At 65.2% G+C, this 20,860-nt stretch carries 16 protein-coding genes; 11 read left to right on the forward strand and 5 right to left on the reverse strand.

Features of this window, described 5'->3' with window-relative positions:
• Positions 1 to 125 precede the first annotated feature (125 nt).
• A complete protein-coding gene (locus tag LDO54_RS06970; RefSeq protein WP_224008499.1) occupies positions 126 to 1,127 on the reverse strand; it encodes a LysR family transcriptional regulator in 1,002 nt (333 codons plus the stop codon).
• Positions 1,128 to 1,384: 257 nt separating this feature from the next.
• On the opposite strand from LDO54_RS06970, the gene LDO54_RS06975 reads away from it, so the two are divergent.
• The 3 genes from LDO54_RS06975 to LDO54_RS06985 all read left to right on the forward strand — a co-directional run bounded on the left by LDO54_RS06975 (position 1,385) and on the right by LDO54_RS06985 (position 5,781).
• On the forward strand, positions 1,385 to 3,610 hold the full coding sequence (locus LDO54_RS06975; RefSeq protein WP_224008502.1) for an FUSC family protein: 2,226 nt from the start codon (positions 1,385 to 1,387) through the stop codon (positions 3,608 to 3,610).
• 241 nt (positions 3,611 to 3,851) lie between these two features.
• The gene (locus LDO54_RS06980; protein WP_224008505.1) at positions 3,852 to 4,070 is read left to right on the forward strand and encodes a hypothetical protein; all 219 of its coding nucleotides are present in this window, start codon (positions 3,852 to 3,854) and stop codon (positions 4,068 to 4,070) included.
• A 184-nt stretch (positions 4,071 to 4,254) separates the two neighbouring features.
• A complete protein-coding gene (locus tag LDO54_RS06985; RefSeq protein WP_224008508.1) occupies positions 4,255 to 5,781 on the forward strand; it encodes an acetyl-CoA hydrolase/transferase family protein in 1,527 nt (508 codons plus the stop codon).
• 94 nt (positions 5,782 to 5,875) lie between these two features.
• Here LDO54_RS06985 and LDO54_RS06990 read toward each other — a convergent pair whose 3' ends face one another.
• Both LDO54_RS06990 and LDO54_RS06995 read right to left on the reverse strand, forming a co-directional pair.
• On the reverse strand, positions 5,876 to 6,127 hold the full coding sequence (locus LDO54_RS06990) for a GlsB/YeaQ/YmgE family stress response membrane protein (protein ID WP_124261370.1): 252 nt from the start codon (positions 6,125 to 6,127) through the stop codon (positions 5,876 to 5,878).
• A 194-nt stretch (positions 6,128 to 6,321) separates the two neighbouring features.
• A complete protein-coding gene (locus LDO54_RS06995; protein ID WP_224008511.1) occupies positions 6,322 to 7,029 on the reverse strand; it encodes an MgtC/SapB family protein in 708 nt (235 codons plus the stop codon).
• A gap of 222 nt (positions 7,030 to 7,251) precedes the next feature.
• Here LDO54_RS06995 and LDO54_RS07000 point away from each other — a divergent pair, with 222 nt between their 5' ends.
• The 6 genes from LDO54_RS07000 (at position 7,252) to LDO54_RS07025 (ending at position 16,812) form a co-directional block, all read left to right on the forward strand.
• Complete coding sequence (locus LDO54_RS07000) at positions 7,252 to 8,259, forward strand: LysR family transcriptional regulator (protein ID WP_224008514.1); 1,008 nt, start codon at positions 7,252 to 7,254, stop codon at positions 8,257 to 8,259.
• Positions 8,260 to 8,531: 272 nt separating this feature from the next.
• Positions 8,532 to 11,729: an efflux RND transporter permease subunit gene (locus LDO54_RS07005; RefSeq protein ID WP_224008517.1), complete on the forward strand. Its 3,198-nt coding sequence runs from the start codon at positions 8,532 to 8,534 to the stop codon at positions 11,727 to 11,729.
• Between the two features lie 39 nt (positions 11,730 to 11,768).
• Positions 11,769 to 13,049: an efflux RND transporter periplasmic adaptor subunit gene (locus LDO54_RS07010; protein ID WP_224008520.1), complete on the forward strand. Its 1,281-nt coding sequence runs from the start codon at positions 11,769 to 11,771 to the stop codon at positions 13,047 to 13,049.
• A complete protein-coding gene (locus tag LDO54_RS07015; protein ID WP_224008522.1) occupies positions 13,046 to 14,563 on the forward strand; it encodes an efflux transporter outer membrane subunit in 1,518 nt (505 codons plus the stop codon). Before LDO54_RS07010 ends, LDO54_RS07015 begins: the two co-directional genes overlap by 4 nt.
• Positions 14,564 to 14,668: 105 nt before the next feature.
• Positions 14,669 to 15,358, forward strand: coding sequence for a heavy metal response regulator transcription factor (locus LDO54_RS07020; protein WP_224008525.1), 690 nt, complete (start codon positions 14,669 to 14,671; stop codon positions 15,356 to 15,358).
• Positions 15,355 to 16,812: a heavy metal sensor histidine kinase gene (locus LDO54_RS07025; RefSeq protein ID WP_224008528.1), complete on the forward strand. Its 1,458-nt coding sequence runs from the start codon at positions 15,355 to 15,357 to the stop codon at positions 16,810 to 16,812. The genes LDO54_RS07020 and LDO54_RS07025 overlap by 4 nt, the downstream gene beginning before the upstream one ends.
• Before the next feature lie 43 nt (positions 16,813 to 16,855).
• On the opposite strand, the gene LDO54_RS07030 is transcribed toward LDO54_RS07025, so the two are convergent.
• On the reverse strand, positions 16,856 to 17,947 hold the full coding sequence (locus LDO54_RS07030; protein ID WP_224008600.1) for an AI-2E family transporter: 1,092 nt from the start codon (positions 17,945 to 17,947) through the stop codon (positions 16,856 to 16,858).
• A gap of 144 nt (positions 17,948 to 18,091) precedes the next feature.
• On the reverse strand, positions 18,092 to 19,255 hold the full coding sequence (locus LDO54_RS07035; protein WP_224008531.1) for a metallophosphoesterase: 1,164 nt from the start codon (positions 19,253 to 19,255) through the stop codon (positions 18,092 to 18,094).
• Positions 19,256 to 19,715: 460 nt separating this feature from the next.
• On the opposite strand from LDO54_RS07035, the gene LDO54_RS07040 reads away from it, so the two are divergent.
• Positions 19,716 to 20,039, forward strand: a complete 324-nt coding sequence (locus LDO54_RS07040; RefSeq protein ID WP_224008535.1) for a hypothetical protein — start codon at positions 19,716 to 19,718, stop codon at positions 20,037 to 20,039.
• Positions 20,040 to 20,146: 107 nt separating this feature from the next.
• Complete coding sequence (locus LDO54_RS07045; RefSeq protein WP_224008602.1) at positions 20,147 to 20,746, forward strand: alpha-ketoglutarate-dependent dioxygenase AlkB family protein; 600 nt, start codon at positions 20,147 to 20,149, stop codon at positions 20,744 to 20,746.
• Positions 20,747 to 20,860: the final 114 nt, after the last annotated feature.

Here is a 20,860-nt window from a genome sequence, read left to right on the forward strand (position 1 = left end):
TCTGGCGTTTGGGCGTGTGTATAAAGCGCGCCTCAAAGAACGCGTGAATACAGAAAGCACAAAAGAAAACGGCCGTCCCAAAGGACGGCCGTTTTACATTCGACATCTGAAGCAACTCATACGCCTTAATCTGCTGCCTTCTGCGTAGCGACCAGCACATCGGGCGTCGTGATCGCGGCGGCATCGACGAGCTGTTCCTGAGTGAGCTCCTCGAGCAGCGCCATATCGCGAGCAATCACCTGCGGGAGATGCGCGCGCAAGAATTCCACCCACGTCTTCGTTTTCGCATCGACGAACTTACGCGACGGATACAGCGCGTACACGTTCACTTTCTGCAGAATGTGTTGCGGCAACACACGCACGAGCGTGCCGTTGCGCAGCCCTTCGATAGCCGCATAAACCGGCAGCATGCCGATACCCATGCCTTCGCGAATCGCCACCGCAAGCGATTCCGCGATATTCACCTGCACCGGCCCATCGACGTGCATCTCCACGCCGCCTTCGGGACCTTCGAGCGTCCACTCATGCGCGGGCGAAGTCGGCGTCTTCAGAATCAGACAGTCGTGATGCGCCAGATCGGCGGGCGAGCGCGGCGCGCCGTGCATATGCACATAGCCGGGCGACGCGCACAAGATACTGCACGTCGATCCCAACTGGTGCGAGACCAGATCCGAATTCGGCAACGAAGCCGCCGTGATCACCGAGACGTCGCTGCTGCCTTCGAACAGATCGGGCAAGCGCTGCGAGAGCGTGAGTTCGACCGTCACTTCGGGATGCATCGCGCGATACCGTGAGATCGCGGGCAGCACGTACTGCTGACCAATACTCGCGAAGCTGTGCATGCGCAACGCACCGGCTGGGCGTTCGTGTGCGCAGCTCGCTTCTTCTTCGGCGCTGTCGACGTCGGAGAGAATTTGCTTGCAGCGCTTGAGATAGCGTTCGCCCGCGGGCGTCAGCGCGAGCCGTCGCGTCGAGCGATTGAGCAGACGCGTGCGCAAATGCGCCTCGAGTTCCGAGACCGCGCGAGACATCGCGCCCGTCGTCGAATCGAGCGATTGAGCCGCGGCAGTGAAACTGCCGGCTTCGACGACGCGGACAAACACCCGCATATTTTGTAGCGTATCCATCAGACCTTCTTCTGAACGTTCTTGTTCGGTACGAAAACGATATTGTCCGCCTCGCGGGCCCTCACATTGTTGAGCGATCTGGAACGGACGTTCCCCATCCCTCCCGTTAATTCGCTCCAGCGAGGCTCCTACAATCGGCGCCTGTCGGCCAGATTCGGTTCGTTTTTAGCGAGCGCTCCGGCCCCGTGCAACCGCGTTGTTCTGCCCTGCATCAGCAGCGGCATTCTTCGTAACATTCCGAGCGTAGTCCGCCGTCCATGAACCGCCAGCCAGCGATACATCGCGCGATCGACTCGCGTCGGCGCACCGAAATTCTTTGGCGCGCGGCGCGGCGCGGCCTGCGCGAATGGCGAGCCGGTCATGGCGCGATCTGGCTGCACCTGCTGAAAACGGTCACGGCGGGTTTGCTCGCGATGGGCATTGCGATGCTGCTCGATCTCCCGCAGCCGCGCATCGCGATGACGACGGTGTTCGTGCTGATGCAGCCGCTCTCCGGCATGGTGTTCGCCAAGAGCGTGTACCGCATCGTCGGCACGGCGGTCGGGATGGTGGCGGCGGTGGTGCTCGGGGCCGTGTTCATCCAGCAGCCCGAACTCTACGTCGCGGGAATGACGGTGTGGGTCGCCACCTGTACGGCGGCCGCCATGCGGAATCGGCATTTTCGTTGGTACGCGTTCGTGCTGGCCGGCTATACCGCGGCGCTGATCGGCATCCCGCTCGTGATGCAGCCCAATGGCCTCTTTCTCGCCGCGCTCGGACGCGGGGCGGAAGTGGCCGTGGGGATTCTGTGTTCCGGGGTGGTCAGCGCCGTCATCGTGCCCCGGCAATCGGGCTCGGTGCTCGAACGCACCTTGCGCACACGGTATCTCGATTTTACTCAGTTCGCCGCGGGCGTGTTGGCGGGCGGTCTTGAAAGGGGCGCATTCGAAGGACGATTCGCGCGTCTCGTCGACGAGATCGTCGGCTTCGAAGCCACGCGTGCTTTCTCATTTTTCGAAGACCCGACGATGCGCGCGCGCAGCCAGTTGCTCGCGCGGCTCAACGGCGAGTTCATGGATGTCTGCGCACGCCTGCACGCGCTGCGCCAGTTGAAGAAGCGGCTGCGCTGGAGCGACGAGGCAATTGCGCCGCTCGCGCCGTACTTCAACGAGCTTGCGGCGGCGCTCGCGCAGCGTCCGCGTCAGGGCGAAACCGATCGAACGTATGCGCTACGTCTCGCGGAAACGCTCGAAGCATTCCAGCGCACGCTGCCGCGTCATGTGCGCGAAACGCGCCGTCCGCTCGAAACGAATGCGCCCGATGTGTTGCAGGATTTCGATACCTCGGCGGAACTGATCTACCGCTTCACGGCCGAGATCGCCCGCTATAGCCGCACGTGGGCGTCGCTCACGCAGGCGGGACTGCCGCCCGAGCCGCGCGTCACGCGCTATGTGCCGCGCACGAGCTGGTACGTGGTCGCCTTCACGTTCATGCGCACGGCCGTGGTGGTTGCGGCGCTGGGCTGGTTCTGGGTGGAAACCGACTGGCCGAGCGGCGGCCTCGCGATGATCGCGGGTGCGCTCACCTGCGCGCTCACGTCGTCGGCGCCGCGCGCTACACGTATGGCGTTCCAGATGGCGGCCGGTGCGGGCTGCGCCGCGGTCGTCGGCTATCTGCTGATGTGCTACGTCTATCCGAATGTCGATGGCTTTCCGCTGCTGTGCGCGGCGCTCGCGCCTGTGCTCGCGCTCGGTGCCTTTCTCGCGACGCGGCCGCGCATCGCGGGCTTCGGCGTCGGCTTTTCGGTGTTTCTGTGTCTGCTCGCGGGGCCGGATAACGTCATCTCGTACACGCCCGATCTGCTGATCAACAACGGCCTCGCGGTCGTGGCGGCGATGGTGGTGGCCGCGCTCGCGTTCGCCGTGGTGTTCCCGCCGCATATGAACTGGCTCGTGGCGCGCATGTGCGTGGCGCTGCGCGGCCAGGTCGTGCTCGCGTGCCGGGGCGATTTGCCGGGGCTGAACCAGCAGTTCCAGTCCGGCGCGCACGACCTTATGCACCAGTTGCGGCTGCTGCTCAACGGCCGCAAGCAGGCGCACCGGCGCGCGCTGCGCTGGATGCTCGTGACGCTCGAAGTGGGCCACGCAGTGATCGATCTGCGCAACGAGGTGGAGCACGCAGCCTGGCTCGATCTGGTCAATCCGCGTTGGCGCGTGAGCTTCGGGCATCTGCTCGACGATATCTCGCGTCTGTTCGAGCACCCCGACGCGGCGCAGCTCGACCGCACGCTGACCGCCCTGCGCGGGGCCACGTGGATCGCCCAGGAGGCGCTGCCGGCCGTCCACCACGACCGCGAGCGCCGCCACGACGTGCAGCGCATCCTCAGCCATCTGCACTTCATCCGCAGCGCGCTGATCGACCGCGACGCGCCGCTCGGCGCCCTCGCGCGCCGCGCCGTGCGGGGCCGGCCGTTCTGGCCGAAATCGCATTCGAATTCGCATTGATCTCGCATTGATCTCGCATTGAATTCGCACTGAATTCGAATTAATTTCGCATCCGGTTCACATTCTTTTCAGTTTTATTTCGGGTTGATTTCAAACGGAAACCGGATTTAGCCATGGCCGCGCGCGCGATCCTGGCGCGGCGTGGAAGAATGCCTTCCATCCGGGCTTCTTAATCATTCCAGGCGTGAGTCATATAGTCACATCACTGCTTCGGCAGTACCCGTTAGCACTGGAGAGTAAAATGAAGTCCCTGAAGATCGCTGTTGTTGCCTGTTCGCTGTTTGCCGCCGCCGCTGCTTATGCGCAGAGCGACGCACCGGCAGCGAGCGTCCCTCAGCAGGTCGCACAAGGCGCGGTTCAATCGACTGCGCAAGCGCCCGCGCGCGAAGTCGCGAAGTCGGCCGTCAAAGACGAATGCGTCGGACCGGTCAGCTTCTGCAACATTTATTTTGGTAGCTGAAATCGAGTAACCGCCCGCTATGCGCTGGCGCACGCTTGAAATTCTTGCCGCGGCGCCTGCGAATCGGGTCCCGCGGCTTTGCGCATTTCGGCTGCAAAACTGTTTTGCAATTTCCGTAAATGCAAACCGCCGAAGCGAGACCTGAAAAGGGCACTTGGCGATCAGAGAGTTTGTGGAGACTTTGATGTACGAAGACCGTATCCGTTGTGCCGCCCTGCGCGGGAAGATCACCTCGGCCGCTGAAGCGGCTCAACTCGTGCGCAATGGCATGCGCGTGGGCGCCAGCGGCTTTACCCGCGCCGGCGACACGAAGGCCGTGCCGATCGAACTGGCGCGCCGCGCGCGAGAAGAGAAAGAGCCGCTGCGCATCACGCTCATGACCGGCGCCTCGCTCGGCCACGACGTGGACCGCATGCTGACCGAAGCGGGCGTGCTCGAACGCCGTCTGCCGTTCCAGGTGGACACCACGCTGCGCAAGGCCATCAATCGCGGCGAAGTGATGTTCGTCGACCAGCATCTCTCGGAGACCGTCGAGATGCTGCGCGCGAATCTGCTCGGCAAGCTCGATCTCGCGATCATCGAGGCCGCGGCCATCACCGAGACCGGCGCCATCGTCCCCACGACTTCGGTCGGCAATTCGGCGAGCTTCGCGATTCTCGCGGAGAAGGTGATCGTCGAAATCAATCTCGCGCAGCCGCTCGGTCTCGAAGGCCTGCACGACGTCTGGATTCCGGGCCGCCGCCCGCATCGCGATCCGCTGCCCATCGTGCGCGTGAACGATCGCGTGGGTACGCAGGCCATCGAGATTCCGCCCGAGAAGATCGCGGCCATCGTCATCACGAACGAGCCGGACAGCCCCTCGACCGTGCTGCCCGCCGACGAGGAAACCGCGCGCATCGCGGGCCATCTGATCGACTTCCTGCAACATGAAGTGAAGCACGGCCGCATGAGCGCGCAACTGCCGCCGCTGCAAGCGGGCATCGGCACGATCGCGAACGCGGTGCTGTCGGGCTTCGTGAACTCGCCGTTCGAAGCGCTCACGATGTACTCGGAAGTGCTGCAGGATTCGACCTTCGACCTGATCGACGCGGGCAAGATGGTGTTCGCGTCGGGCGCTTCCATGACGCTCTCCGCGCCGCGCCAGGCGCAGGTGCTCGCCGAACTCGACCGCTATCGCGACAAGCTCGTGCTGCGTCCGCAAGAGGTCAGCAACCATCCCGAAGTGATCCGTCGTCTGGGTCTCATCGCGCTGAACACCGCGCTCGAATGCGACATCTACGGCAACGTGAATTCGACGCACGTGGGCGGCACGCACATGATGAACGGCATCGGCGGCTCGGGCGACTTCGCGCGCAACGCGTCGTGCGCGATCTTCGCGACCAAGGCCATCGCCAAGGACGGCAAGATTTCGAGCATCGTGCCGATGGTGCCGCACGTCGATCACAACGAGCATGACGTCGATGTCATCGTGACCGAGCAAGGTCTCGCCGACCTGCGTGGCCTCGCGCCGCGCGAACGTGCCGCGCTGATCATCGACCGCTGCGTGCATCCGCTCTATCGCGACCTGCTGCGCGACTACTATCGCGACGCGCTGAAGATCGGCGGCCAGACGCCGCACAATCTCGCGAAGGCGTACGAGATGCATCTGCGCTACAACGAAACGGGCTCGATGCTGCCGGAAGCGGGCGAGGGTCTCGTTGCAAATGCGTAAGCATCGCTAAGTAAGCACGTTTAGACAACGCGCACAAAAAACGGGAGCACCTGCGAAGGTGCTCCCGTTTTCTTTTGGGCAATGCCGCGCGACGCTACGCTCGCCGGAACAGCCGGATCACGAACAGCAGAATGACCGCGCCGACGATGGCCGTGATGATCGAGCTGATCATGCCGCCGCCGATGTTGATGTGCAGAACGCCCGCGAGCCAGCCGCCGATGAACGCACCCACGATGCCGACGATGATGTCGACGATCAATCCGAAGCCGCCGCCCTTGACGAGCAGACCGGCGAGCCAACCCGCGATTGCGCCGATGATGAGCCAGCCAATGATGCCGTGTTGCATGTTGGATTCCCCCTTGTTGGCGTGAACGAGTCACGGTGTATCGAGCTTAGCCCAGGGGCGTTTTCGCGTCCACGAAAGCGGGCCAGAATTGACAGTTCTTGAAATCTGCCGCGGCCCGTTTCAGAAAGTGCAACAAAACGGAAATGCGATAGTAAGGATTGCGTGGGGAATTCGTAGGCGTCGCGAGCCGGAATTTACTCCGGCGCGGCTTCGGTTTCCGCCGCGGTCCAGCTCACGCTGGAGACGCCTTTTTCCATGCTCAAACGGCTCGCCATCTGTTCGAGCTTGGGCTGGTATTTTGGATGCAGGCGCAGCGTCGCCGTCACGCGCAGGCGCTGCGGATGACCGTCCACGTCTTCGCTCGTGAGGCTCTGGAACGCGAGCGGCGTCGAGTACATCGAATTCGAAAGCACCGTGCGAATGTGAATCTCGTCGTCCTCGCGGCACACCACGGTCAGCACGTAGACGCTCACGAGATCGGCGTTCGACACCGGTGATTGATTGATGATGCGGCTCACCTCGCGCAGCACTGTGTTCGTGAGCAGCACGACCGCCGTGCCCGCGATGGCCGGGACGTAATGGCCCGCGCCGCACAGTACGCCCACGGCCGCCGAGCACCAGAGCGTGGCGGCGGTGTTGATGCCCTGAATCGAGCCCTTGTCGCGCATGATCACGCCGCCGCCGAGAAAGCCGACACCGGAGACCACGTAGGCCGCGATCTGCGTGACGCCGCTCGATCCGTTGCCCGTGAGCACGCCGAGCGTGACGAACAGACACGCGCCGCTGGCGACGAGCGTGATGGTTCGCAGGCCCGCCGTGCGCTGGCGCATCTGGCGTTCCAGTCCGATGGCGACGCCGCAGGCGAACGCCGCGAGAAGGCGCAAGGCGAATTCGTAATTCATCGTTCTGTCATCAAAAACGGCACGCGGGATGCATCGTCGGGCGCGTGAGCGCCATGCGATCCGCCGTGCGGTGGCGCCGTGGATCATACGCGGGAGCGCACGGCAAGCCAAGCTGGCGCGGCTGTCATTTACAGGTCAGCGTCCAGCCACGGCTGCCAGGCGAGACTGGCGATTCACAATGAATCAAGCCAGACAGAGCAAGACGATGGAGAGGAGTCGCTGATGGACACGCTGCGCAACATGCGGATTTTCGTGAGGGTGGTGGAGTCGGGCAGCTTCACGCGCGCCGCCTCGAACGAAACGATGACGACGGCGCAAGTCTCGCGCGCCGTCACCGACCTGGAGTCGCGTCTGCGCACGCGGCTGCTCAACCGCACGACGCGGCGCATGTCGCTGACCGAAGCGGGCGAGCGCTATCTGCAAAGCTGCAAGCGCATTCTCGCGGATATCGATCAGGCCGAAGCCGAGGCCGCCGCTGCGCACGCGAATCCGGCCGGCAAGCTGCGCGTCTACGGCGGCACGAGTTTCGGCCAGCACTATGTGATGCCGCTGATCGCGCGCTATCAACAGCATTTGCCTGATGTTTCGGTCGACTTGACGATCGCGCAGCAGATGCCCGACATCATCGAGGAAGGCTTCGACGTGGCCGTGGTGGTGGCCGCCGAGCTTGAGGATTCCGCACTGATCTCCCAGCATCTGGGCAGCACCGCCGCCATTCTGTGCGCGTCGCCCGACTATCTGCGCGCGCGCGGCGTGCCGCTCGCGTTCGACGATCTCGAAGCGCACACCTGCCTGCATCTCACCGATGCGAGCCTGACCGCCGGCCAGTGGGTGTCCGAAGGGCCGCAAGGCGAGACCTTCCGCCATACCGGCGTCACGCCGTTTCAGGTGAACAATCCCGAGGCGCTCGCGCTCGCCATTCGCGAGGGTATGGGCATCGGGCCGCTGCCGGTGCCGGTGGCGCTGCCCGGACTCGCCGACGGCTCGCTCGTGCGCGTGCTGCCTTCGCATCGCCTGCAAAAGCTGAACATCTTCGCGCTCTACGCTTCGCGCCGTTATCTCGACGCAAAGATCCGTACTTTCGTGGAGTTTCTGCGCGAGAAGGTGCCGCTCGTGCTCGCCGAGCAGGAAGCGGCGCTCGCGGTGTGTGACACGCCTGCTGCGGGCCGCCGCGCGGCGGCGCACGCGCGCAAGGTGCGCGAGCCCGATCGTTTGCGCCTCGTGAATTGAAGTCCGCGCCTCGCAGGGGCGAGGCGCGTCGCGGGGTTGGCTCGAAGACGCTGCGCGAGAAGCGCGGGCGCGGCATGGCGTGCGCCTGTCCGCGACGGCTGTCAAACGCGCCATCTTCGCGCCACGCATGCGCCACCGCGATTGCCTATGATGCGGACCCGCTTGGGATCGATGTGAACTCGATCTGAACCCGATATGAAGCCCGGCCGACCGGCGCCCGCAGCGTCGTTCTCCTGGTCCGTGCCGTCACCACCGCTCGCACAACCTGCCCCATGTGGATCGTCAATCTCGCGCTGAAGCGGCCCTACACGTTTATCGTGATGGCCATCCTGATCGTGCTGGCCACGCCGTTCGTGCTCATGTCGATGGCCACCGACGTGCTGCCGAACATCAACATCCCCGTCATCAGCATCATCTGGTCGTACACGGGTTTTTCCGCGCAGGACATGGCGCAGCGCATCACCTCGGTCAACGAGCGCAGCCTCACGACCACGGTCAGCAACATCGAGCACATCGAGTCGCAATCGCTGCCCGGCATCGCCATCATCAAGCTGTTTCTGCAACCGGGCGCGAGTTTGCAAACCGCCATCGCGCAGGCCGTGGCCTCGGAGCAGGCGCAGCTCAAGCAGATGCCGCCGGGCGCGACGGCGCCGCTCGTGATCAGCTATTCGGCGTCGAGCATTCCGGTGATCCAACTGGGTCTATCGAGCAAGTCGATGAGCGAGCAGGCGCTCGCCGACATCGCGATGAACTTCCTGCGCCCGCAGCTCATCACGATTCCGGGCGCGCAGGTGCCCTATCCGTATGGCGGCAAGACGCGCGTGATTTCGGTGGATATCGACACGCGCGCGCTGATCGCCAAAGGCCTCACGCCCGCCGACATCGTCAATGCCGTGAACACGCAGAACCTGATTCTGCCGACCGGCACCGCGAAGCTCGGCCAGACGGAATTCCGCGTCGATACCAACGCGTCGCCGGACACGATCGCGGGCCTGAACCGCATTCCCGTGCAGACCGTGAACGGCGCGACCACCTATCTCGGCGATGTCGCGCACGTGCGTGACGGCTTCACGCCGCAGACCAACATCGTGCGCCAGGACGGCCAGCGCGGCGTGCTGATGTCGATCCTCAAGAGCGGCGACGCCTCGACGCTGCAAGTGGTGGGCGCGCTCAAGGATCTGCTGCCGAAAGTGCGCGACACGCTGCCCGCCGATCTCGTGATCCAGCCGCTGTTCGACCAGTCGATTTTCGTTTCGGCGGCGGTGCAGGGCGTGGTGCGCGAAGCGTTGATTGCCGCCGTGCTCACGGCCGCGATGATCCTGCTGTTTCTCGGCAACTGGCGCAGCACGCTGATCATCGCCGTGTCGATTCCGCTGTCGATTCTCGCCTCGATCATCGCGCTCTACGCGCTCGGCGAAACCATCAACATCATGACGCTCGGCGGCCTCGCGCTCGCGGTGGGCATACTCGTCGACGACGCCACGGTGACGATCGAAAACATCGAACGGCACCTGCATTTAGGCAGCGATCTGCACACGGGCATTCTCGAAGGCGCGGGCGAAATCGCGGTGCCCGCGCTGGTGTCCACGCTGTGCATCTGTATCGTGTTCGTGCCGATGTTCTTTCTCACGGGCGTGGCGCGCTTCCTGTTCGTGCCGCTCGCGGAAGCCGTGGTGTTCGCGATGATCGCGTCGTATATTCTCTCGCGCACGTTGGTGCCGACGCTCGCGATGCTGCTGTTCGCGGGCCACGATCCGGCCGCGCATGCGCAGCCCGGCGCGCGCGTGTCGGCTTTCGCGCGCGTGCATCTGCGCTTCAATCATTACTTCGAACGCGTGCGCGCGAATTACATCGCGCTGCTCAGTTTGCTGCTCGCACGCCGACGCCTGTTCGGCAGCGCGTTTCTTGCGTTCTGCGTGCTGTCGCTCGCGCTCGTGTTCTTCCTCGGCCGCGATTTTTTTCCGTCCGTCGATGCGGGCAATATTCGCCTGCACATGCGTGCGCCGACGGGTTTCCGCATCGAGGAAACCGCGCGTCTCGCGGATGAAGTCGAGAAAACGATACGCACCGTCGTGCCGCCCGATCAACTCGCGACCATCGTCGATAACCTCGGTTTGCCGTATAGCGGTATCAATCTTTCGTACAGCAATTCGGGCACGATGGGCACGCTCGACGGCGAAATCCAGATTGCGCTGAAACCCGATCACGATCCTTCGCGCATTTACATCGACAAATTGCGCACGCTGTTGCCGCAGCGTTTTCCGGGCATCGAATTCTTCTTCCAGCCCGCCGACATCATCACGCAGATTCTCAATTTCGGGCAGCCCGCCGCCATCGACGTGCAGGTCGTGGGCTCGGATCTGAACAAGGACATGGCGATCGCGAGCACGCTGCTCAAGCAGGTGCGCCAGTTGCCGGGCGCGGTCGATGCGCATATCCAGCAGCGTAACGACGAGCCCGCGCTGAGGCTCGCGATGGATCGCTCGCGCATGCAGCAATTGAATTTGAGCCCGCAAATCGTGGCCCAGGATGTGCTGATCGCGCTCTCGGGCAGTTCGCAGACCTCGCCCGCATTCTGGGTCAGTCCGCAGAACGGCGTCGAATATCCGCTCGCGGTGCAGACGCCGCAATATCGCGAAGCGTCGGTGAACGAAGTGATGAACACGCCGGTCTCCGCGCACGCGAGCACGGCGAACGCGCCGCTGCAACTCGTGAGCAATCTCGTGCAGCTCAAGCCGCACGACGGCCCGGCGCTCGTCACGCACTACAACATCCGTCCGGTGATCGACGTGCTCGTGAGCGTGGAAGGCAGCGATCTCGGCTCGGTCGGTTCGCGGATCGACGACCTGATCCGCAACGTGCAGGCGCACGCGCCGCGCGGCACCACGCTCACGATGCGCGGGCAGATCGGCACGATGCGCTCGTCGTTCATCGGATTGGGCGTGGGGATTGCGATGGCCGTGGTGCTCGTCTATCTGCTGATCGTCGTGAACTTTCAGTCGTGGGCCGACCCGCTCATCATCATCAGCGCCTTGCCCGCCGCGCTCGCGGGCATCGCGTGGATGCTGTTCATCACCGGCACGCATCTGAGCGTGCCCGCGTTGACGGGCGCGATCATGACCGTGGGCGTGGCGACCGCGAACAGCATTCTGGTGGTGGCGTTCGCGCGCCAGCGACTCGCGGCTGGCGCAACGCCGCTAGCCGCCGCGCTCGAAGCGGGCGCCACGCGCATCCGCCCCGTGCTGATGACCGCGTTCGCGATGATGATCGGCATGGTGCCGATGGCGCTCGGTCTCGGCGAAGGCGCGGAGCAGAACGCGCCGCTCGGCCGCGCCGTGATCGGCGGGCTGCTGTTCGCCACCGTTTCGACGCTCCTCTTCGTTCCGCTCATGTTCGCGACGGTGCATTCGCGACTCGCGCATCGCGCCGAAGCCCGGCGCGAACGCGAGGCGCAACGCCGCCGCACATGATGCAAGGACGCTCGACAACCGCATACTCTGGCCGATGACATGAACGAACCTCACCACCATTCTTCCCTCGATATCACCGTGGGCGGCGAGCAGGGCATGGACCTGCCCGCGCGCGGCCAGGCCGGCAAGCGCGCGCGTCTCGCGGTGATCGTGGTCGGCGTGCTGCTCGCGGCGGGCGCCGCGCGCACCATCGTTTCCAATGTGATGAACGCGCATCATCTCGCCGACGTGACGAAGCAGAACGCGCAGCAGTACGTGAGCGTCGTGCTGCCGAAGGCGGCGGGCGCGGACGGACGCATCGTGCTGCCGGGCACGCTGCGCGGCTATGTGGAAGCGCCGATCTATTCGCGCGCGAGCGGCTACGTGCTCAAGTGGTACGCCGATATCGGCGCGCACGTGCAGCAGGGCCAGCTACTCGCGGAGATCGACACGCCCGAGATCGATCAGGAACTCGCACAGGCGCAGGCGCAACGCGATCAGTCGGCGTCGACGCTTTCGCTCGCGAAGACCTCGTTCGCGCGCGCGCAGCAGTTGCGTCAGCGCGATGCGGTCTCGCAACAGGAACTCGACGACCGCCAGGGCGCGTACAACCAGGACGTCGCCAATCTCGCCGCCGCCGACGCCAACGTGCGCCGCCTGCAACAGACCAAATCGTTCCAGCGCATCGTCGCGCCGATCACGGGCGTGATTACGCAGCGCAACGTCGATATCGGCGATCTCGTGAATTCGGGCAACGGCGGCGCGGGGCATGCGCTGTTCGCGATCGCGCAGTCCGATCCGCTGCGGCTCTATCTCGATGTGCCGCAAAGCGATGCGCCGCATGTCGCGCTCGGCCAGCATGTGAGCGTGACCCAACAGGAAATGCCCGGTGTGACCTTTGACGGCACGGTCACGCATACGTCGCAGGCCATCGACGTGGCGACGCGCACGCTGCAGGTGGAAATCACGCTGCCGAATCACGACGGCAAGCTGCTGCCGGGCGCGTATGTGCAGGCCGCGCTGCAAACCGATTCACACGGACTCCTGACGGTTCCGGGCAACGCGCTGCTGTTCCGCTCGGAAGGACCGCGCCTCGCGGTCGTCGATGCGGACGGCAAGATTCGTTTGAAGCCCGTGGAGATCGCGCAGGATCTCGGCCAGACGCTCGAAATCGGGCGCGGCATCGAGGCGAGCGATCGCGTCGTGCTCAATCCGAGCGATTCGATCGCCGATGGTGACAGCGTCGTGGTGGTCGCGCCGCGTGCTGGCGGTGCGAACAATGCCAACGGTGCGAATAACGCTAATGGCGCGAACGACGCCGCGAAGCGGAGCACGACGTGAGCACGGCGAGTTTCCCTTCGAAGGCGCGCGCGCTGCTGACGCTGGTCGGCGTGGCGGGGCTGGCGGCCTGCACGGTCGGCCCCGACTATCAGAAGCCGCAGACGGCGAGTCCGGCCGCGTGGCGCGTCGATCCCGCCGACGCCTACTGGCACGCCGCGCAGCCTTCGCACGCGCCGCTCGATCCGCGCTGGTGGGCGGCGTTCGGCAACCCGGAACTCGACGGTCTCGAAGACGCCGCGCTCGCCGAAAACCAGACGCTGCGCGTGGCCGTCGCGCACTACGCGCAGGCGCGCGCGACGCTCGGTTCGGTGTCGTCGCAACAGGCGCCGCAAGTGTCGCTCGACGCGAGCCTCGCGCGCGAGCGCATCTCCGCGAACCGGCCGCAGACGACTTACGCGACGCCGAACATGTCGACTGTGCAGAACGACATCAAGGTCGGCCCGACCATCAGTTACGAGCTGGACCTGTTCGGGCGCATCCGGCGCATGGTGGAGTCGGCGCAGGCATCGGCGCAAGAGGCCGGCGACGATCTCGCGAACGCGCGCCTCGTGCTCACCGCCGAACTCGCGACCGATTATTTCGCGCTGCGCGAACTCGACGATGAAATCGACGTCGTGAATCGCTCGATCGCGTTGCAACAAAAGGCGCTCGACTTCGTGAATGCGCAGCACGATCTGGGCGCGGTCTCGGGCCTCGATCTGTTGCAGCAGAAGGCGCAACTCGACGCCACCAAAACGCAGGTGCATCTGCTCGAAAATCAGCGCCAGCAGGATCAGAATGCGATTGCCGTGCTCATCGGCAAGCCCGCGCCCGAGTTCGCGCTCGCGCCGAAGGTCACGCCGCTGCCCACGCCCGCGCTGCCCACGGGCCTGCCGAGCGAGCTGTTGCAGCGTCGGCCCGACGTGGCGTCCGCCGAGCGCGCGATGGCGGCGGCCAACGCGCAGATCGGCGTGGCGCGTTCGGCGTACTTCCCGGACGTCACGCTCTCGCCGACGCTGGGCTGGGAATCGACGCGCTTCAGCAACCTCTTTTCGGTGCCGAGCCTGATGTGGTCGCTCGGCGCGAGCGCGGGCGAGGTGCTGTTTGACGGCGGCAAGCGTTCGGCGGGCGTGGATTACGCGCAGGCGGGCTACGAGTCGGCGCAGGCCTCGTATCGTCAGACCGTGCTCACGGCGTTCCAGGAGGTGCAAAATGCGGTAACGGGGCTGTCCGTGCTCGAACGCGCGTCGACCGACGGCCAGTCCGCCGTCGACGACGCGCGCCAATCGTTCGAACTCGCCAACGACCGCTATCAGGGCGGGCTCGTCGCGTTCATCGACGTGCTCAACGCCGAGCAGCAACTGCTTGCCAGCGAGCGCCAGGAAGTGCAGATTCACGGACAACAGGCCGCCACGGTGGTATATCTGGCGAAGGCGCTGGGCGGCGGCTGGAGCGCGGACGACCGCGCGCTGGCCTGCAGCATGGGCACCTGCCGCGAGACGCCCGCACCGGGCGCGGCGGCCAGCAAGGGTTAGGCTAAATGCGCGAGCTTTTAAGCGTGTAAGCGCAATGAAACGCAAGCGGTAACACAAGATGATTCGACGCGGCCCAGGAGGCCGCGCACGAAGCGGAGGGCAAGCATGAAAGTTCTGGTGATCGAAGACGAGCGCAAGGTCGTCGACTATTTGCGCAGCGGGTTGAGCGAGCAAGGCTGGATCGTCGACGTGGCGATGGACGGCGAAGAGGGCGCGTGGATGGCGACCGAGTACGACTTCGACGTGATCGTGCTCGATGTGATGCTGCCGAAGCTCGACGGCTTCGGCGTGCTGCGCGCGGTGCGCGCGAAGAAGGACACGCCGGTCATCATGCTGACCGCGCGCGATCGCGTGGACGATCGCGTGCACGGTCTGCGCGACGGCGCCGACGACTACCTCACCAAGCCGTTCTCGTTTCTCGAACTGGTCGAGCGGCTGCGCGCGCTCACGCGGCGCGCCCGCGCGCAGGAATCCACGCTCATTTCCGTGGGCGATCTGCAGGTGGATCTGATCAGCCGACGCGCGACGCGCGACGGCGTGCGTCTCGATCTCACGGCGAAGGAGTTCCAGTTGCTCTCGGTGCTCGCGCGGCGGCGCGGCGAAATTCTCTCGAAGACGCTCATCACCGAACTCGTCTGGGACGTGAACTTCGAAAGCAACGCGAACGTCGTCGAAACGGCCATCAAGCGGCTGCGCGCGAAGCTCGACGGACCGCACGCGGCGAAGCTGCTGCACACCATTCGCGGCATGGGCTACGTGCTCGAAGTGCGCGAGGACGGAGGCCAGCTGTCATGAAGCGCTCGATCTCGCTGCGGTTGTCGGCGATGTTCGCAGCGGTGTCGCTGATCGTCTTCACGCTCACCGGCACGGGCCTCTTTCTGCTGATGCAGCGCCAGTTGATCAACGAGTTGCGCGAGACGCTCGACACGCGCGCGCGCATCGCGAGCCTGATCGTCTCGCACGCGCCCGACGAAAAGAAATGGGCCTCGGTGCAGGAGAAGCTGCGCGATCTCTCGCCCACCGACAGCCGCATGCATTACTACGTCGAAGGCCCCGATCCGCGCTTTCGCTTCGGCACGCCGATCGTCGGCACGGTTACGGGCGACGCGGGCAACAATCATCAGCTCGTGCGGCCGCCGGGCTGCAATTACGACATCATCGTGACCAGCATGACGGTGCCCGCGAGTGGCGACCGTCCCGAAGTGAAGCTCGTGGTGGGCAGCGATTGCGTGCGCACCGAGAGCATGTTGCGGCGGTTCGGCATCGCGCTGGGCGTGCTGATCGCGCTCTCCACTATCGCGGTTGCGCTGCTCAGCCGCGCGGTCACGCGCTTCGGTCTCGCGCCGCTCACGCGGCTCTCGCGCGAGGCCGCGCAACTGAGCCCGTCGAACCGGCGTCAGCGTTTGCATTCGGGCGAGCTGCCCGAGGAATTGCACGAACTGGCGACCTCGTTCAACGGCGCGCTCGAACGTCTCGACAAAGCCTACGAGCGCCTCGAATCGTTCAATGCCGATGTGGCGCACGAACTGCGCACGCCGGTGAGCATCCTCATCGGGCAGACCCAGGTGGCGCTCACGCGCGATCGCTCGGTCGAGCAGTTGCAGCAGACCATGCAATCGAATCTTGAGGAATTCGAACGACTGCGCGTGATCGTCAACGACATGCTGTTCCTCTCGCGCAGCGACCGCGGCGAACGCGCGACCGAACTCACCGAAGTCTCGCTGCGCTGCGAGGTCGAGCGCATGCTCGAATTCCTCGATATGCCGCTCGAAGAAGCGCAACTGAGCGTGCAGGTGCAGGGCGATGCGCGCGCGTGGGTCAACACGTCGCTGATCGGGCGCGCGGTGAGCAATCTGTTCGTCAACGCGATTCAGCATTCGCCGCCCGGCACCGTGTTGCAGGCGACCATCGCGCCGCAGGACGGGCATGTGGAGATCGCGGTGTCGAATCCGGGCGAGCCGCTCGATCCCGACGTGCGCGAGCATATTTTCGACCGCTTCTATCGCATTCAGGAAGCGCGCTCGAACAGCCACGAGAATCACGGCCTCGGCTTGTCGATCGTGAAGGCCGTCGCGGAGATGCATGGCGGCACGGTGTTCGTGCGCAGCGCCAACGGCATCAATACGTTCGGCTTTTCGGTGGCCGCGCAGGGCGGCGCGGCGGCGTATCCGAATCTGGCGACGGGGTCGGTCGAGTCGAACGCGCCGCGTCAGGGACGCGCGGGCTTGCCGCTGCACGTTTCATCGTGAACGGCGGGCCGCGCTAGACCGAGTCGAGTTAGGCCGGGCCGCGTTAGACCAGTTCGTCGTCTTCGGCGGCGGCCGTCGCGCCGTGTTCGTGCTGGTCGCGGCGCAGCAGGTCCCAGCAGCTGATGAACAGCGCGGCGATCAGCGGCCCGATCACGAAGCCGTTGATGCCGATAAGCGAGATGCCGCCGAGCGTCGAGATCAGCACGACCCAGTCGGGCAGGCGCGTGTCCTTGCCGACCAGCACCGGGCGCAGCACGTTATCGACGGTGCCGATGATGAGCGCGCCGAACAGCATGAGCCCGACGCCCCTCACGAGGTCGCCCGTCGAAATGAAATAGATGGCGATCGGCCCCCACACGAGCGCCGCGCCGACGGCGGGCAGCAGTGAGAGCAGCAGCATCACGAAGCCCCACAGCAGCGGCGCCTGAATGCCGCAGACCCACAGCGCGATGCCGCCGAGCGTGCCCTGCACGACGGCGACCACCACGTTGCCCTTGACCGTCGCGCGGATCACCGTCGTGAATTTGCGGATCAGATGCAGCTTGTGCTGCTCGTCGAGCGGAATGGCGTCGCGCACGAGGCGCGAGATTTCGCGGCCGTCGCGCACGAGGAAGAAGAACAGATAGAGCATCACGCAGAAGCTCACGACGAATTGCAGCGTGTTCTGTCCGAGGCTCAGCGCGCGCGTGGCGACGAACTGGCTGATCTGCGCCGCGCCCGCCGAGAGCCGCTGCTGCAAGCCGGGCAGATCCATGAGGTCGTAGCGCGCGAGCACGTTCTGGATGGATTGCGGCAGCGCATGCACGATCTGGCTGAAGAACGCGCCGAAGTCGAGACTGCCCGCGCGCACCTGCGCATAAGCGGCGCCGACTTGCTGGATCAGCGTGCCCGCGACCAGCGTGAGCGGGAAGATCACGATCACGAGACAGAACAGCAGCGTGATGAGCGCGGCGAGATTGCGCCGGCGGCCGAGGCGCGCGACCAGACGGCGCTGCACGGGCTGGAAGATCAGCGCGAGAATGGCGCCCCACAGCACGGTGCTGAAGAACGGCGCGAGCACGAAGCACAGCGCGATGGAAACGGCGAACAGCAGCAGGTAGAAGGCGGTCTGGTGGAGGTGCTTGTTGCCGTCCATGAGCGAGAGATTCCAGTTGGGGCGGCCCAAGGCCAGCCGGTCAGCTTTGCCGCTCATGATACCGGCTTGTCCCGCGCGCGCCGTGCGGTGTGTTCACGGCGCGGCGGTTTCAGCGCAGGGTCAGGCCAGGAGGCAAGGCCATGTTCAGGCCGAACGCGCGCCCACGAGCCGCACGCGCGTGATCTCCGACGGCGCGCCGAGCCGCTTGGGCGGCCCCCAGTAGCCGGTGCCGCGGCTCGTGTAGACCCACAGGCTGCCGAGCTTTTCCAGCCCCGCCGTGAACGGCTGTTGCAGCCGCACGAGGAAATTCCACGGAAAGATCTGCCCGCCGTGCGTATGGCCGGACAGTTGCAGTGTGTAGCCCGCATCGGCGGCCGCGTGTGCGCTGCGCGGCTGATGCGCGAGCAGCACGCGCGTGTTCACGTCGTCGGGCGCGCCGCGCAGTGCGCCTTGCGGATCGCTGCGGTGCGCGGGATCGAAATGGCCGCCCGTGTAATCGGTCACGCCTGCGAGCACGAGCCGCGCGCCGCCGTGCTCGATCACCACGTGCTGGTTCATCAGCACCGTGAGGCCGATGCGGCGGAACTCGGCCACCCACGCATCGGCGCCCGAGTAGTACTCGTGATTGCCGGTCACCAGATAGACGCCGTGCTGCGCGGCGAGCCGTCCGAGCGGCGCGGTGTGATCGGCGAGATGCTGCACGCTGCCGTCGACCACGTCGCCGGTGATCGCCACCACATCGGCTTCGAGCTGGTTCACGGCGCGCACGATGCGCTCGACGTAGCCGTGCTTGATCGTCGGCCCTACGTGGATGTCGCTCAGCTGCACGATCGTGAAGCCGTCGAGTTCGGCGGGCAGATTGCGGATCGGCACTTCGACGTTGCGGATGCGCGCGCGGCGCCGCGCGTTGAAGAAGCCGAAGGCCGTCGAGGCGAACGCGAGCACGACGACTGCTGCCGCGCTGCCTGTGCGCCAGTGCGCGAGATCGGCGGCGCCCGGCCAGATCGCGGCGACGGTCATCAGCGAGGCGAGCACGAGATCGCGCAGGATCGTCAGCATCAGCAGCGACGAGAAAAAGCCCATGAACAGCATGCCGATCCACGCGAGCCGGTCACCGAGCGGCTGGCGTTTGAAGCGACGCGCGAGCATGCCGGGCGGAATCACGAGCACCGAGAGCACGAGCCACAGCACCGCGAGCCATTTGACGGCGGCGGGAATGGGCAGATCGGGAATCAGGCGAAAGCCGACATAGGCGTGCAGCAGAATGCCGATGGCGATGAAGCGGACCAGGAACGAGAGTCGAGGCATGGCGGGCGCGGTCGGTACGGAGTTGAAACGGTGTCGGGAGCGGCGGGCGCGTATCAGCGGTGATGCGAACGTCGAGGTTCAAGGCGGACGGCGAAACCGAGATCGAAGCGCGGGCGTATCGGCGCGCGAATCCGCGATGCAGGAATCGGCGCAAGGGCGAGCCACCGAATCGCCCGGCATCCGCCTGCGCGCCGTGGTGCAGGGCGCGCTGCGATGCATTCTACCGGCGCAGCACGGATCGTGCCGCGCGCTCAAAAGGGCGTGGTAAACGGCAGCGCCGCGGCGCTTGCGCAGTGCGGCATAACCCTGGATTGTCAGGCGCGCGGCGCAGTCGCAAGATTTTCATGCGGGGCGCACATGCTGCACAGCGCTATTAAACGTTCATTGAATCGCACCGGTCGATGAACTATGCTCGAATCGAGGCCCACGCGTTTTCCGGGCACTCTGGGGGAGACGGGTCATGAAAATTACCAGGCCAGTCGTGCAAGGGCTTCATGGTCGCCACGTGGGGCGCGAGGGCAGTCATGTGATGCTGCCGCTCGTCGTCCTCTCGATCATGGCGGTGGCGCTATATTTCGCGCTCAAGCATATCGACATGCTCGAGATCGGGCGCAGCGCGCTATTCGACGTCGTGATGGTGTTCGTGGCGCTCGGCATCGCGGGCTTTTTCGGCGTGGCGGGCGCGTGGCTGCGTTCGCGAACGACCGAGGAACCGGCCGAGGGCTTTTGCTTCATCGGGGCGCTGATCGGCGCGGCGGTGTTTTATCTCGCGCTGTTCGTCTGAGGCCTGGCAAGCCGGCCGATGTCGTGTGACGTGGCGCGCCGCGTCATGCGACACTGCGCGTCCTGCTTCCGTTTCCCGCGCTGCCGGTTTCCGATCCGATGTTCGACTTGTTCGACTTGTTCGACGATACGCCCCAACCCGATGTCGACTGGCATCCCGCCTGGCTCGCGCCCGCGGCGGCGGCCGATTACCTCGCGCGCATCGTCGCCGAAACGGACTGGCGTCAGGAGCGCATCCGCACGCCGGGCGGCTGGGTCGACCAGCCGCGCCTGACCGCCTGGCAAGGCGATCCGGGCGCGGTCTACATCTACTCGGGCATTCGCAACGTCCCGCAGCCGTGGACGGCGGCCGTCGCCGAACTGCGCGACGCCGTGACCGCGCAATGCGGCGTGCGATTCAACAGCGTGCTGCTCAACCGTTATCGCGGCGGCAGCGACAGCATGGGCTGGCACGCCGACCACGAACCCGAACTCGGTCCCGAACCGGTGATCGCCTCGCTGAGCTTCGGCGCCACGCGGCGCTTCGATCTGCGGCACACGGCGAGCGGCGTGACGCGCTCGTTTCCCCTGTCGAGCGGCAGCCTGCTCGTGATGCGCGGCCAGACGCAGGCGCAATGGCGTCATCGCGTGCCGAAAGAGCTGTCCGTGAGCGGCGAGCGCGTGAATCTCACGTTTCGGGTTGTGATGCCGGAATTGCGCAAGAAGTAGGGTGATACGCGGGAAATCGCAGTGAAATCGAAGAAGTTTCATCGATTCGCCGCCTCGCCGTGCGTTGTGGCGCTAAAAATCGAATACGACTTTATGCGCATAAAATTTTTATAC

Source organism: Paraburkholderia tropica (genome assembly GCF_914484835.1).
Lineage (GTDB): Bacteria > Pseudomonadota > Gammaproteobacteria > Burkholderiales > Burkholderiaceae > Paraburkholderia > Paraburkholderia tropica_A.

Excerpts from the sequence above, each read along its gene's own strand:
- LDO54_RS06970 (WP_224008499.1), bottom strand. The coding sequence starts at position 1,127 with ATGGATACGCTACAAAATATGCGGGTGTTTGTCCGCGTCGTCGAAGCC.
- LDO54_RS06975 (WP_224008502.1), top strand. The coding sequence starts at position 1,385 with ATGAACCGCCAGCCAGCGATACATCGCGCGATCGACTCGCGTCGGCGC.
- LDO54_RS06980 (WP_224008505.1), top strand. The coding sequence starts at position 3,852 with ATGAAGTCCCTGAAGATCGCTGTTGTTGCCTGTTCGCTGTTTGCCGCC.
- LDO54_RS06985 (WP_224008508.1), top strand. The coding sequence starts at position 4,255 with ATGTACGAAGACCGTATCCGTTGTGCCGCCCTGCGCGGGAAGATCACC.
- LDO54_RS06990 (WP_124261370.1), bottom strand. The coding sequence starts at position 6,127 with ATGCAACACGGCATCATTGGCTGGCTCATCATCGGCGCAATCGCGGGT.
- LDO54_RS06995 (WP_224008511.1), bottom strand. The coding sequence starts at position 7,029 with ATGAATTACGAATTCGCCTTGCGCCTTCTCGCGGCGTTCGCCTGCGGC.
- LDO54_RS07000 (WP_224008514.1), top strand. The coding sequence starts at position 7,252 with ATGGACACGCTGCGCAACATGCGGATTTTCGTGAGGGTGGTGGAGTCG.
- LDO54_RS07005 (WP_224008517.1), top strand. The coding sequence starts at position 8,532 with ATGTGGATCGTCAATCTCGCGCTGAAGCGGCCCTACACGTTTATCGTG.
- LDO54_RS07010 (WP_224008520.1), top strand. The coding sequence starts at position 11,769 with ATGAACGAACCTCACCACCATTCTTCCCTCGATATCACCGTGGGCGGC.
- LDO54_RS07020 (WP_224008525.1), top strand. The coding sequence starts at position 14,669 with ATGAAAGTTCTGGTGATCGAAGACGAGCGCAAGGTCGTCGACTATTTG.
- LDO54_RS07025 (WP_224008528.1), top strand. The coding sequence starts at position 15,355 with ATGAAGCGCTCGATCTCGCTGCGGTTGTCGGCGATGTTCGCAGCGGTG.
- LDO54_RS07030 (WP_224008600.1), bottom strand. The coding sequence starts at position 17,947 with ATGGACGGCAACAAGCACCTCCACCAGACCGCCTTCTACCTGCTGCTG.
- LDO54_RS07035 (WP_224008531.1), bottom strand. The coding sequence starts at position 19,255 with ATGCCTCGACTCTCGTTCCTGGTCCGCTTCATCGCCATCGGCATTCTG.
- LDO54_RS07040 (WP_224008535.1), top strand. The coding sequence starts at position 19,716 with ATGAAAATTACCAGGCCAGTCGTGCAAGGGCTTCATGGTCGCCACGTG.